Genomic DNA, 12,212 nt, shown 5'->3' with positions numbered 1-12,212 from the left:
CCCGGCCAGGGCTTTACCGCTGCGTACGGCGACGCAATTCGGAGAGAATGGGGCGATTTTTCAGCGTCAATTCGTTATCATGCCGCCCTGCTTTTGACGAATCAGCGTGCCGAACGCACGCCCAGCCAGGGATAACATTATGCTGTGGTTTAAGAATTTGATGGTTTACCGTTTGAGCCGTGAAGTGGCGTTAAACGCGGATGAAATGGAAAAACAACTCAGCGCGTTCGCCTTCACGCCGTGCGGCAGCCAAGACATGGCGAAGACCGGCTGGGTCTCCCCGATGGGCTCGCACAGCGATGCGCTGACGCACGCGGTCAACGGCCAAATCGTCATCTGCGCGCGTAAGGAAGAGAAAATCCTGCCGTCGCCGGTCATCAAACAAGAGCTGCAGGCCAAGATTGAGCGCCTGGAGGCGGAACAACACCGCAAACTGAAGAAAACAGAGAAAGACGCGCTAAAGGACGAAGTGCTGCACAGCCTGCTGCCGCGCGCGTTCAGCCGCTTCAATCAGACCTTCATGTGGATCGACACCGTCAACGATCTGATCATGGTCGATGCCGCCAGTGCAAAACGCGCCGAAGATACGCTGGCGCTGCTGCGCAAAAGCCTCGGCTCGCTGCCGGTGGTGCCGCTGACAATGGAAAGCCCGATCGAACTGACGCTGACCGAATGGGTGCGTTCCGGCGAGATGCCGGCCGGCTTCGCCATTCAGGATGAAGCGGAATTGAAAGCGATTCTGGAAGAAGGCGGCGTGATCCGCTGCAAGAAACAGAATCTGATCAGCGACGAAATCGCGGTGCATATCGAAGCCGGCAAGCTGGTGACCAAGCTGGCGGTGGATTGGCAGGAACGCATTCAGCTGATGCTGTCGGACGACGGCTCGCTCAAGCGCCTGAAGTTCGCCGACACGCTGCGCGAGCAGAACGACGATATCGATCGCGATGACTTCGCCCAGCGCTTTGACGCCGACTTTATCCTGATGACCAGCGAGCTGGCGGCGTTGATCAAAAACACCATCGAAGCGCTCGGCGGCGAAGCCCAGCGTTAATCCCGCCGCAGAAACGACCAGGGCCCAGCATCCGCTGAGCCCTGCGTTCCCCTAACAAGCAACGTTATTTGCTCAGGTAGCGGCACAGATAGGCGGTCGCGTCGGCCACCTGCAGGTTGAACTCGCTGTGCCCCGGCACGAAGAACTTCTCGCCCGGCGTAAACACCTGCCAGTCCGGCGCCCCCGGCAGCAGCACTTTCAGCGCCCCGGTGATCACCGTCATTTCTTCCGGCTGCGCGGTGGAGAAGGTGTATTCGCCCTCTTCCATCACGCCCACGCTGGTAAGACCGATGCTGCTACTGTCAAAACCGATAGACTTCACTTTTCCGGCAAAATACTCATTCACTTTCAGCATAGACTGGCACCCGCGTAATCATCTTGATGGAAAATCCATATTGGGGGATTGCGGTTGATCTGTCACTGGTTTTTCGCGCGAAATGCGATCGCGGCGCAGAGGCAAAGGTTACCGTGCGCAACGCCCAGACCATCGGCATGAAACAGCCGCGTCAAAAACCCGCGCCGCGCAAACTGAAATCGATCGGCAACGTCAATTCCACCGTGCCATTGACGTAAGCGTCCGCCGGCGGCGTGGGCAGCGGCGAAGCGCGTTTGACCAGCGCCTGGATTTCGCGATCCAGCGACGGCAGCCCGGCGCTGCTGACCAGCGTCACCGCCAGCACATGGCCCTGCCTGTCCAACGTGAAACGCACCTGCCCGACGCCCTGGCGCTTTAGCCGCAATGCGTCTTTGGGGTAACGTTTAAAACGATTCAGGCGGCCGCTGATGCGGCTGCGCCAGTTGTCCACCCCCGCTTGAGCATAGGGCGTCAGGCGAGTTTGCGGCGCGGCCGTTTTATCCGCCCGGCCCGGCGGCGGCGCGCCGACGCTTTGCTCCTGAACCTTCGGCGGCGCGATCGTTTTCTCCTGCGGCGGTGTGCGCGGCAGGGGGGGATTCTTCACCGGCTTGGGCGGTTTTTTCTGCTTCGGCGGTACGGCGATGTTCGGCCGTATGGCTTCAGGCACCTTCACCGTCGGCAACGGCTCCGGCGGCGCCGGCGGTTCAACCTGAGGCGGCGTTCTTTGCCCCGGCGGTTGCTTTACTTCGGCTGGAGCCTGCGGTGCGGCAGCTATCACCACCATGACCGCCGGCGGCGGCACCCACGGCGGCTCAACCTTGTCCTGCCAGGGCCAGAACAACGCCGCGGCCAGCAGATGCAGCGCCAGCACCAATACCAGACAACGGCGCCAGGGCATGGCGGCGCCGGGCGCGGCGAAAGGCAGCGGCGAAACCGACATGCTCACTCTTCCGTCAGCGCCAAGTGAAGGCGATCGGTCAGCGGTTTGAACAGATAGTTCATCATCGAACGCTCGCCGGTGCGGATGAACCCTTCGACCGGCATCCCTGGGCGGATCTCCAACCCGTTCAAACGTTGCAATCCTTCTTCGCTGACCTTGGCGCGCACGCTGTAATAAGGCGCACCGCTTTTCTCGTCGGTCAGGCGATCGGCCCCGACCAGCGTCACTTCGCCCTCAACGCGCGGCGTGGTGCTTTGGTTAAACGCCGAGAACAACAGCTCGACCGGCAACCCCACCTGCACCTTGTCGATCAGCTCGACCGGGATACGCGCCTCCACCTGCAGCCCCCGATCGCTGGGCACGATCTCCATCAGTTGCTGGCCGGCGCCGATCACGCCGCCTTCGGTGAACACGCTCAGCCCCACCACGGTGCCCGCCACCGGCGCTTTCACCTGCGTATGGCCCAGATCGGCCTCCGCCTTGGCCAGGCGGTTATCCAGTTCGTCCAGCTTCATCCGCACCTCGGCCAGTTGGCTGCTAACCTCTTTCTGATACTCTTCCCGCCGCTGGATCGCCCGCAGCTTCAGCTCCAGGATCTGGCGCCCCAGGCGGCCGATATTACCGGTGTCCTCGGACGCTTGGCCGTCGATCTGCGCATACTGCCCTTCCAGATCCAGCAGCCGATTGCGCGCCACATATCCCTGCGCCGCCAGCTTGCGCATGCCGCCCAGCTGCTCTTGCAACATGGCCTTTTGTCGCTGTTTGCTGGCGTAAGACTGCCGGATCCCCTCCAGCATCGCCTGCGATCCGGCGATGCTCTCCGCGATCGCCGCCAGCTCGCTCTGCAACGCCGCGCGGCGGCTGGTGAACAGCTGCTGTTGCAGCAGCATCAACGACATCACCTCCGGCTCCCCCCGCCGCACCTGCAGCAATGCAGGGAAAGCGATCGCCTGCAGGCCGTCGCGCTCGGCCTGCAGCCGCGCCCGCTGCGCGGCGTTGCTCAACTGCTGGCTGCGCAGCGCATCGCGCTGGGTGCGGCTGTCGACGGTATCCATCAGCAACAGCACCTGCCCGGCGCGGACCCGGTCGCCTTCATGCACCTGAATTTGCGACACCACGCCGCCGCTCGGGTGCTGCACCGCCTTGCGGTTGCCGGCCACCACCACGCTGCCGGAAACCGGCACGCCCTTATCCAACGGTGCCAACAGCCCCCACAGCAGGAAGCCGCCAAATCCCAGCAGCACCAGCCAGCCGCCGAGCCGCAGATGGCGCCCTTCGTCGAACTGCCGGGAAAGGGCGTCGATATCGCCGAGGATCACACTCTGATTGCTCATACTTTTCGTTCACCGCTGGCCGTTTTGGCAAAGTTGGCGTAGTTGACGTTGAAGCCGCCGCTGCTGCGGCCGGCGTTGGCCGGTACGGCCGCGGGTGCAAAACCAGGCAGTTTTTTCAGGATGGCGTCACTGGGGCCGAAGTGCTGCACCTGGCCGGCGGCCAGCACCAGCAATTTGTCGGTCGTCGCCAGGATCGCCGGTTTGTGGGTGACCAACACGATGGTGGTACCGCGCGCCTTCAGCGCTTCGATCGCCCGCTGCAGCGCCTCTTCCCCTTCACGATCGAGGTTGGCATTCGGTTCGTCCAACACCACCAACGCCGGAGAGCCATACAGCGCGCGCGCCAGCGCCACCCGCTGACGCTGGCCGCCGGACAGGCCGCTGCCGCCCTCGCCCAGCTCGGTTTCATACCCTTTGGGCAAATGCAGGATCAATTGGTGCACGCCGGCCAGCGCGGCGGCGGCCACTACCTTCTCGGCGTCAACCTGGCCAAAACGGGCGATGTTTTCCGTCAGCGTACCGGCGAACAGCTGGATATCCTGCGGCAGATAGCCGATATGCGGCCCCAGTTGCTGTTTGTCCCACCGCCGGAGATCCGCACCGTCCAGCCGCACGTCGCCGCTGAGCGGCGTCAGCGCGCCGACCAGTTGGCGCATCAGCAGCGTTTTGCCGGAGCCGGACGCGCCAATGACGCCCAGCACCTCTGCGGCCTCCAGACGAAAACTGACGCCGTGCAACACCGGCGCGCTCCCGCCGGGCGCGCTGGCGGTCAGCTGATTCACGGCCAATGTGCCGCTGGGCGCCGGCAGCGGCAGGCTCGCCGCCTGCGGCGGGTTGGCGGCCAGCATCACCTCCAGCCGCTGCAGGGACTGGCGCGCCGACGACCACTGTTTCCAGGCGCCGATCAGCTGATCGATCGGCCCCAGCACCCTGCCGATCAGGATCGATCCGGCGATCATCATGCCCGGCGTAATGTCGCCGTTCACCGCCAGCAGCGCGCCGCAGCCCAACATCAGCGACTGCAGCGCCAGCCGCACGGTTTTCGACCAGGCGGTGACGGCGGCGATTTTCTCGCTGGCGCGGTTCTGCAACAGCAGGAACTGCTGGTGCTGCCGCAGCCAGCGCAGGCGCAAATCGGTCAGCATCCCCATGGCGGCGATGGCTTCGGCATTGCGCAGGTTGCCGTTGGCCTGCTGCGTGGCGCTCAGCGCGACCCGGCCGGCCTCCGCGAGCGGCGCCTGCGACACCCGCTGGTTGAGCCAGGCCAGCAGCACCAGCACGATCACCCCGGCGCTGGCCAACGCGCCAAGCCAGGGATGGAGCAGAAAAACCACCAGCAGATAAACCGGGAACCAGGGGGCATCGAAAAAGGCGAACAGCGCATTGCCGGTGGCGAACTGGCGCAGGTTGGTCAGATCGTTCAGCGCCTGTCCCGCCAGCGGGTTGCCGGTTTTCAGGTTGGTTTCGAAGGCGGCGTCGTAGACCCGCTGATTCAGGCGCATATCCATCTGGGCGCCGAGGCGGATCACCACCTGACTGCGCACCCACTCCAGCAGCCCCATAAACAGATAAAGGCCGACCACCATCAGGGTCAGCATCGCCAGCGTCATGCGGTTGCCCGACGGCAACACGCGATCGTAGACCTGCAGCATGTACAGCGCCGGGGCCAGCATCAACAGGTTGATCACCGCGGTAAACAGCGCGATGCCCCAAAACCCGCGCCGGTATGCGGCCAGCACGCTCATCACTTCTCCGCGCCTGACGGCGTTTTTCATGGCGTTTTCCATCGGCTAAAAACGAGAAAATGCCCGCCGGGGCGCGCGGCGCCGGCGGGCAAACGGCCGCAATCAGGCCGCCAGCAATTCCGGGCTGTCGGCATGCTGCACGCCCACCGCCGTCGCCGCCGCCACCTGATCGAAGGTGGAGTTGACGCTCAGGCCGTAGTCGTCGAGGATGCCGTTCAGCGCGGTCTCCAGCGCGCCGGTATCGCCGGACATCAGGCCGTACACCACCTGGTGCACCACGCCATCGTGGCCCTGCGCCTGCAGGCTGCTGAGGTTCAGGCCGCCGAAGCTGACGTCAGGCACCTGAATGCTGTACGGTGATGTATCGCCACCGCTCAAACCGTCGCCGAACGACAGGGAATCCAGCTGGCCGTACAGGGTATGCGCCGGTTCATTGAACAGCGTGTAGGTCAGGTTGCCACCCGCCACGACCGACGTGACATGGTTATCCGTACTGGTCACGGCGTATTGGCTACCGGACAACCGGCCGCCGTAGAAGCCACCGCTGTTTGAGCCTTCGACGACATTGCCGTTGGTATGGTTGATATCACCAAATGTCGAAGCCCATTGGCCCAGATAGTCATGAATGCTGTAACCGCCAAAGCTGCTGTCATAGTTAACTGAAAATGCCATTTCTCTATCTCCATTGATGAACGGCGCCCCTTGCGGGGCGGCCCTTGTGCTCAAGGATGAGCAACGCCCTTTTACTGCTTAAAAACGGTATTCCACCCCGCCCTGCACGGTGCGGCCGCGCCCGAGGGTATTGGCCAGCGTCTCGCCGTAGCTGACGACATAGGCGCGGTTGGTCAGGTTCTCCACCGAGCCGCGCAGCGTCAGGCTGTCGGTCAGCTTGTAGCTGGCGTACAAATCGAACAGGGTGTACTTCGGCCAGTCGGCCAGGTACGGGTAGTTGGATGGCACCGAGCTGTCCTGATAGCCCGGCGCAAAGCGCACGGTCACCCCGGCGTCCAGCTTGCGATCGAAGGCGCGACCGCCCAGCGTCACCGAGCCGCGATCGCCTGGCAGGTAGGCGGCGGAGCCGAACTGCGTTCCCCCGTCACACGTGACGAAGTCATTGGAAGCGGCATCCGGCTCAACATAGAAGTTGCCGCGGCGCGATCCGTCGCCGTAGCGCAGACGTCCCCCCAACCAGGCCTTGTTCGAGCAGAACTCGTTTTTACCGATCATGTGGGTATAGGTCAGGTCGGCGTAGAATACCCCTGCGTCATAGTTGAGCTGGTACTCCAGCCCACGGAAGCGGGTTTTAGACAGGTTGTTGACGTAAGCGGCATTGCCGATGCTCGGCTGCACCAGCCCCGGTTTATTGCGGTCTATCGCCAGGTTGATGTAGTTATCCACTTTGGTGTCAAAGTAGGCCACCTTGGCCACCAACCGATCGCCCTCAAACCACAGATCCGGCTGCTGCACGTTGAACCCGACTTCCCAGGCGCGCGAACGCTCGGGCTGCAGGAACGGGTTGGGGTATTGCGTGGAAGAACTGTGCGCGCTGCCGTTGGTCAGCGTTTCGGTGATCGCCGGCGGCCGCCAGGATTTGCCGTAGGTGGTATACAGCTCAAGCCACTCCACGCCGGGGCGCACCGCCACCGCCAGCGTCGGCGACAGCTTGCCCTGATCGCGATCCACGTTCCAATCTTCACGGGTCGTGGTTGAACAGCCGGTCAGACGCAACTCTTTGCAAGGATTGTCAATCGTGTAGCGCTGCCCATCTTTGGCTAAATCCGGATAGCTCAGGCCGGTCTGGCCGCGCAGGCGATAGCGGTCGTAACGCAGCCCCCCCTCCAACGTCAGCCAGCCGTCGTAGTCGTAGGTCAGGTTGGCGAACAGGCTGGCTACCGAACGGTTGCCGGCCGGCGTCACCCCTTCCATGCCTTGGCGGGAAGAGTCGCTGGTTGCCTTGTCGTAATAGAACTCCAGCCCGTAGTTGGCGCGGAAGTCATGCCCCGGCGCCAGGCTGAAGCGCGAGGTGTTTTGCGCCTGCGCGCCGTAGGTACGCAGCCGGGTACGCGTCGCGTAGCCGTTGTCCAGCAGCGAGCTGGTGCTGTAGGTGTCGCTGTCGTCCTGAGTATCGACGTAATACAGCTTGGCCTGAAAATCGAGCCAGTCGACGTCTTCCGGCGCCAGGCTGTAGTCGAACGCCGCGTTGCGTGCCATCACGTCGCTGTAACCGGTGCGCTTCCAGCCCAGTTCATAGGGCGGGCGGGTGCCCAGGTTGGTCAACGTGCCGGCGATCGGCGACGCGGTCTGGGTCTGCAGATAGCTCAGCTGCAGGCGCTGGTTGGCGGGCAGATTCCAGCCCACCTTGGCCAGCCGCGAGTGCATGCGGTAATTTGTGTCGGGGATTTTGTTGTTCTTGATGCTCTCGGCGTAGCGATCGTAATTGCCGGTGTCGTTATTGATGCGAATGTTGCCGATGTCGCCCTGGTTGCCGGGCCAATAGTCGCCGAGGTGGCGTTCGCTGGCAGCCAGCAGGATATCGCCGGTTTCGTTGCCCAATGCCAATATGCTGCTGCCGATGAAGTGGGTGCCGTTGTCGCCGGTGCTGGCGTGCAGCTTGCCGCCCAGCTCTTTGCCTGGCGCCAGGAAATCGCTCGCGCTGACGGTATTGAAGGTGGCGATGCCGCCGAGCGTGCCGGCGCTGCCCATACCGCCGGTGGTGCCCTTGTCGATGGTCACGCCGGACAGCAGTTCGGAATCGATGTACATGGTGCCGTTACGCTGGCCATGGCCGCTCTTTTGAAAATTCTGTCGCATGCCGTCGATGTTCATGTTCACCCGGCCATAGTCTTGTATGCCGCGGATGTTGACCGACAGCGCCGGATCTTGCTGGCTGACGCTGGAATAGGCTCCCGTCGTCTGCTCCAAAATATCGGCCGCGTGTCGCGCCGGGCGGTTGTCCATCTGCTCACGGCTGATGACGCTGACCGAGCGCGGTTCGTCGTAAACCCAATCGTTGGCGTTGATGCCGCCGGCGCCCAGCACCGTCAGGCTATCCAGCGCCAGCGCGCCGCCGTCGCCGTTCGCCGTCGGCAGCCGGCTCAATACGATCTGCCCCTGCGGCTGCAGGCGGAAAGCCACCGGATTGCCGCCGATCAAGCGCCGCAGGCCCTGTTCAACGCTCATGCTGCCGTCCAGCGCCGCCGCCTGCATGCCGTCGAGCTTCACCTCGTCGAAAAACACCTGCATGCCGGCCTGCTCGGCGAAGCGCAACATAGCGCTCTGCAGCGGCTGCACCGCAATGTTGAAATGCTTTTGCTGTGCGGCCTGCGCGCCGCTCGCTTCAGCCTGGGCAGCGAGCGTCACAGCCGGCTGAGTCAACATCATCGCCGCCAGCGCGGCGCGTACCGCCGAGGCCAATCGGCCGGCCGGCGTGGTTCCCTTGTGAATAAGCATGCGTGTGTGTTCCACCCGAAAGAATGTCAAACCAAGTGATAATGGAAATCAATCTCGTTTAAACATAAGGACGTTCCGGGAGGCAAAAACCCGTAAAGATTTTTTACAGAAAGTGAAAATAGCGGCGAAACGGGCATCCCGGCCCGCCTTTGCCGCTCAGTAAAGCAGCGTGATGCCGGGGAGATTCAGCTGGCGGGCGGAGAGTTCCTGACGAATGGCGCCGACGCCGTCATCGAGTTTATTGAGCGCGAACACGCCGCTCACCGTGCGCGCTCTTAGCGCGGGATTGACCGCCACGATGCGGGTCTCGCGATAGCGGTTGAGCTGCGCGAGCGCCTGCGTCAGCGGTTGGCGGTCGATCACCAGCCAGCCGCGTCGCCAGGCGTCATCACCGGCCGTTTGCCGCGTCAGCTGCAGCTGCCCATTGCGGTAATGCGCCGCCTGGCGTTGCGCGACCACCAGCGAGCGCTCACCGCGATCAAGCGTTACCCGCACGCTGTGCTGATGTACGCTGACGTCGACGCCCCGTTCGGTGCGCGCCACGCTGAACTCAGTGCCCAACGCCTGGGTGACGCCGTTTTCCGCCTCCACCCTGAACGGGCGGCTTTCCGCCCCGCCCAACGGCGCGACGATAAAATAGGCGCCGCCGCTCAGCAGCCGCACCTTGCGTTCGCCTGCGGAATACGCCAGCGCGATCGCGCTGCCGCTGTCCAGCGCCACCCGGCTGCCGTCCGGCAGCGCGACTTCGCGCACTTCGCCGCGAACGGTTTGATAATCCGCCTGCAGGCCAATCCACAGATCCGGCCCGCGATAAACGCCGAAGGAAACGGCGATCGCCACCGCCGCCGCCACCGCCCAGCGGGGCCACCTGCGATGGGATGACGTTTTCAGCGCCGCCACCTGTGGTTGTAACGCCCGCCGCTGCTCTGGCGGCAGTTGCCCCAGCGTCGTCCACAGCAGGCGAGCCTGACGCAGCGCCGCCGGATGCTGCGGATCGGCGGCCAGCCAGGCGTCCAACGCTCGCCGCCGATCGGCCGGCAACGCCCCTTCGGCCAGGCTCACGGCCCAGGCGGCCGCCTGCTGTCGCGCCTGTGCGGTTAGCGGTTTCATAATGGCATAGACCTCTGTTTTTTCTGGTTATAGGTTAAGACGTCTGAGCGCGGATAAACCCGTAAAAAAATTGCCATTATTGTTCTTCCATCCGTGCCATCAGCCGCTCGAGCGCGCTGGCCAGGTGTTTTTCTACCGTGCTGAGCGACACGCCCAGCTGCGCCGCCACCTGCGCCTGGGTCAGGCCATCGAGCCGGTTAAGGCGGAAAATCTGCTGCGTGCGCGGCGGCATGTCCGCCAGCGCCTGCTGCAACAGCTGCAGCAATTGGCTGTCGATCGCCAGTTGTTCAAGCGCCGGTTCACCGGAGGGATACTGCGCCAGAATGTCGTCTTCGACCGCTTCGGTCTGCCGCCGCTGCTGCTGGCGCACATGGTCGAGCATCAGATTTTTGGCGGTTTTATACAGGTAGGCCTCGATATCGAGAATGTTACCCTGCGGATACTGCTCGGTAAGACGGGTAAAACTTTCCTGCGCCAAATCCGCGGCCAGCTGAGGGTCGCGCAGTTTGGCGTTCAAATAGGCTTGCAGCGGCCGCATATGGCGCAGAAACAGCGCCTGCAACTCGGAATTGGACATCTCTTTTCCCAGAAGTGAAACACCCAATAGGGGCGATAAAAATCACATAAATGATTATCATTATCAATATTGTTCTGGGAAATATGTGCTAAGGCGGGGGATAAACAGGAAACCGGCCTGGCGCCGGTTTCCGCTGGGCAGCAGGTCAGAGCTCTAGCGCCTCGTCCTCATAGCGGTGCTTGGCGTCGAGCGCTTCCTGCTCGGTTTCATGTTCACTGAGCAGCGTATTCGGCTCAATGTCGTCGGTGCGCACTTCAAAACGGCGCAGATGCAGGTTCGGGTCGCCCCGAAACACCTCTACGACGCGGGCGCTCCGTGGATAAGCAGGTTGATCATTTTCGCGCATGCCGTTCTCCCGTGTGTTTCACACAGTAGCAAGTATAGCAGCCGCCCTCATTCCGACACGCGCGAGCCAAGATCGCGATCGCCGGGGGCGCCCGCCAACAGCTCGGTCAGTTCGTCGCAGGCGCAAATGCGGCCTTCACGCACGGTGAAGTGCGCCAGCACCCGCACGCGGCTGCAGGAGCCGTCGCGCTTTTCCAGCTCGACCAAATGGTGGGTCAGCACCGCCTCGCCCTGCTCCGCCGCCGCGATCACGCTCAGCGTCATGCGGCGAGTTTGCCGCTTCAGCAGCGCCATGTGTTGCTCAAACTGCTCGAAGTTCAGCACCTTACCATCCACCTGCTGGCGGTAGCCTGCACTGAAACGGGCGGCGAGCTGCGTCGGCCGATGTTCCGGGCTGGCGACGACCTGCTGCAGCGTATCGAGTACCAGATCCAGTGGGGTAAGTTGAGTCATCACGTTTCTCCGAAATAGGGTGAACGGCGATCCTATCCCGGTCCGGCGGTGGCATAATAACCACATTAAGACTTTTAATCACGTTAAACGGCCAATATGACGCAGATCCGCAGCCAACGCCTTCAGCATGAAAAAAAACACCTAACGCCCTGGCACCGGCACGAAGGCGGCCAGATCTATCTCTTGACGCGCGGCATGCTGGCAATGGAACTCCCGGGCCGGCAATGGGCAATCACCGGCGGTACGCTGGGCTGGCTGCCGCCGGGATGCGCCCATCAGGCGCTGGCCTGCGGCGACGTGGCGGGCTGGAGTCTGTATCTGCCGGTGGAAAGCGTGCCGGAGATGCCGCCGCTGCCGCAGCTGTTCACGGCCTCTGCGCTGTTGCAGGCCCTGGTGGAGCGCATCGCGCAGTTCCCCGCCGGCCCGCTGAATGCGCCGCAACGGCGGCTGCTGCAGGTGCTGCTGGACGAAATGCACGCGGCAAGCCGCGCCCCTTTGCAATTGCCGCTGCCGCAGGACGCCCGGTTGCTGAACATCGCCCGGGCGCTGCTGAACGATCCCGCCAGCCTGCGCAGCCAGCGCGACTGGGCCGCCTGGGCCGGGCTCAGCACGCGCACCCTGAGCCGCCGTTTTCTGCAGGAAACCGGCATCAGCTTCGCGCTGTGGCGCCAGCAGGCGCGGGTATTGCGTTCACTGGAGGGATTATCACGCGGCGAAGCGGTCGGCGAGGTGGCCGACGCCTGTGGCTATGACAACGTCAGCGCCTACATCGCCGCCTTTCGCCGCCGCTTCGGCGTCACGCCCGGGGCATACTTTGCGCCGGCTCGGCAAACGGAATAAGAAAACGGGCGC

Annotated in this window: 12 protein-coding genes; 2 read left to right on the top strand and 10 right to left on the bottom strand. The window is 63.3% G+C overall.

Going from position 1 to position 12,212, the window contains the following annotated elements; translation table 11 throughout:
- Nucleotides 1-139: 139 nt before the first annotated feature.
- Complete coding sequence (gene rdgC / locus QDT79_RS09065) at nt 140-1,051, top strand: recombination-associated protein RdgC (protein ID WP_004940461.1); 912 nt, start codon at nt 140-142, stop codon at nt 1,049-1,051.
- Nucleotides 1,052-1,115: 64 nt separating this feature from the next.
- On the opposite strand, the gene ppnP is transcribed toward rdgC, so the two are convergent.
- From ppnP to QDT79_RS09015, 10 genes are all read right to left on the bottom strand, one after another.
- Nucleotides 1,116-1,406 (bottom strand): pyrimidine/purine nucleoside phosphorylase, encoded by a 291-nt coding sequence (ppnP, locus tag QDT79_RS09060; RefSeq protein WP_004940463.1) that lies wholly within the window; start codon nt 1,404-1,406, stop codon nt 1,116-1,118.
- A 151-nt stretch (nt 1,407-1,557) separates the two neighbouring features.
- Nucleotides 1,558-2,346, bottom strand: coding sequence for an energy transducer TonB (locus tag QDT79_RS09055; RefSeq protein ID WP_308316418.1), 789 nt, complete (start codon nt 2,344-2,346; stop codon nt 1,558-1,560).
- Between the two features lie 2 nt (nt 2,347-2,348).
- Nucleotides 2,349-3,680 (bottom strand): HlyD family type I secretion periplasmic adaptor subunit, encoded by a 1,332-nt coding sequence (locus QDT79_RS09050; protein WP_308316417.1) that lies wholly within the window; start codon nt 3,678-3,680, stop codon nt 2,349-2,351.
- On the bottom strand, nt 3,677-5,455 hold the full coding sequence (locus tag QDT79_RS09045) for a type I secretion system permease/ATPase (RefSeq protein ID WP_063991169.1): 1,779 nt from the start codon (nt 5,453-5,455) through the stop codon (nt 3,677-3,679). The genes QDT79_RS09050 and QDT79_RS09045 overlap by 4 nt, the downstream gene beginning before the upstream one ends.
- A 72-nt stretch (nt 5,456-5,527) precedes the next feature.
- Entirely contained in the window at nt 5,528-6,097 is a 570-nt protein-coding gene (locus QDT79_RS09040) for a heme acquisition protein HasA (RefSeq protein ID WP_033647344.1), read from the bottom strand.
- A 78-nt stretch (nt 6,098-6,175) separates the two neighbouring features.
- Nucleotides 6,176-8,875 carry a TonB-dependent receptor gene (locus QDT79_RS09035; protein WP_308316416.1) on the bottom strand — a complete coding sequence of 900 codons (2,700 nt, stop codon included), beginning with the start codon at nt 8,873-8,875 and terminating at the stop codon, nt 6,176-6,178.
- A 156-nt stretch (nt 8,876-9,031) separates the two neighbouring features.
- Nucleotides 9,032-9,985, bottom strand: coding sequence for a FecR family protein (locus tag QDT79_RS09030; RefSeq protein WP_107227169.1), 954 nt, complete (start codon nt 9,983-9,985; stop codon nt 9,032-9,034).
- 76 nt (nt 9,986-10,061) lie between these two features.
- Nucleotides 10,062-10,562: an RNA polymerase sigma factor gene (locus QDT79_RS09025; RefSeq protein WP_063990895.1), complete on the bottom strand. Its 501-nt coding sequence runs from the start codon at nt 10,560-10,562 to the stop codon at nt 10,062-10,064.
- 145 nt (nt 10,563-10,707) lie between these two features.
- The gene (locus QDT79_RS09020) at nt 10,708-10,908 is read right to left on the bottom strand and encodes a YaiA family protein (protein WP_004940491.1); all 201 of its coding nucleotides are present in this window, start codon (nt 10,906-10,908) and stop codon (nt 10,708-10,710) included.
- 47 nt (nt 10,909-10,955) lie between these two features.
- A complete protein-coding gene (locus tag QDT79_RS09015; RefSeq protein WP_063990894.1) occupies nt 10,956-11,360 on the bottom strand; it encodes a nuclear transport factor 2 family protein in 405 nt (134 codons plus the stop codon).
- Nucleotides 11,361-11,456: 96 nt separating this feature from the next.
- On the opposite strand from QDT79_RS09015, the gene QDT79_RS09010 reads away from it, so the two are divergent.
- On the top strand, nt 11,457-12,200 hold the full coding sequence (locus tag QDT79_RS09010) for a helix-turn-helix domain-containing protein (RefSeq protein WP_063990893.1): 744 nt from the start codon (nt 11,457-11,459) through the stop codon (nt 12,198-12,200).
- Nucleotides 12,201-12,212: the final 12 nt, after the last annotated feature.

Source organism: Serratia marcescens (genome assembly GCF_029846115.1).
Taxonomy (GTDB): Bacteria; Pseudomonadota; Gammaproteobacteria; order Enterobacterales; family Enterobacteriaceae; genus Serratia; species Serratia marcescens_L.
The sequence above is the reverse complement of the archived record's forward strand: the minus strand, read 5'-3'. Positions and strand labels throughout refer to the sequence as shown.

Bases quoted from the DNA above. Each gene is read 5' to 3' on its own strand.
- rdgC (WP_004940461.1), top strand. From the start codon at position 140: ATGCTGTGGTTTAAGAATTTGATGGTTTACCGTTTGAGCCGTGAAGTG.
- ppnP (WP_004940463.1), bottom strand. From the start codon at position 1,406: ATGCTGAAAGTGAATGAGTATTTTGCCGGAAAAGTGAAGTCTATCGGT.
- QDT79_RS09055 (WP_308316418.1), bottom strand. From the start codon at position 2,346: ATGTCGGTTTCGCCGCTGCCTTTCGCCGCGCCCGGCGCCGCCATGCCC.
- QDT79_RS09050 (WP_308316417.1), bottom strand. From the start codon at position 3,680: ATGAGCAATCAGAGTGTGATCCTCGGCGATATCGACGCCCTTTCCCGG.
- QDT79_RS09045 (WP_063991169.1), bottom strand. From the start codon at position 5,455: ATGAAAAACGCCGTCAGGCGCGGAGAAGTGATGAGCGTGCTGGCCGCA.
- QDT79_RS09040 (WP_033647344.1), bottom strand. From the start codon at position 6,097: ATGGCATTTTCAGTTAACTATGACAGCAGCTTTGGCGGTTACAGCATT.
- QDT79_RS09035 (WP_308316416.1), bottom strand. From the start codon at position 8,875: ATGCTTATTCACAAGGGAACCACGCCGGCCGGCCGATTGGCCTCGGCG.
- QDT79_RS09030 (WP_107227169.1), bottom strand. From the start codon at position 9,985: ATGAAACCGCTAACCGCACAGGCGCGACAGCAGGCGGCCGCCTGGGCC.
- QDT79_RS09025 (WP_063990895.1), bottom strand. From the start codon at position 10,562: ATGTCCAATTCCGAGTTGCAGGCGCTGTTTCTGCGCCATATGCGGCCG.
- QDT79_RS09020 (WP_004940491.1), bottom strand. From the start codon at position 10,908: ATGCGCGAAAATGATCAACCTGCTTATCCACGGAGCGCCCGCGTCGTA.
- QDT79_RS09015 (WP_063990894.1), bottom strand. From the start codon at position 11,360: ATGACTCAACTTACCCCACTGGATCTGGTACTCGATACGCTGCAGCAG.
- QDT79_RS09010 (WP_063990893.1), top strand. From the start codon at position 11,457: ATGACGCAGATCCGCAGCCAACGCCTTCAGCATGAAAAAAAACACCTA.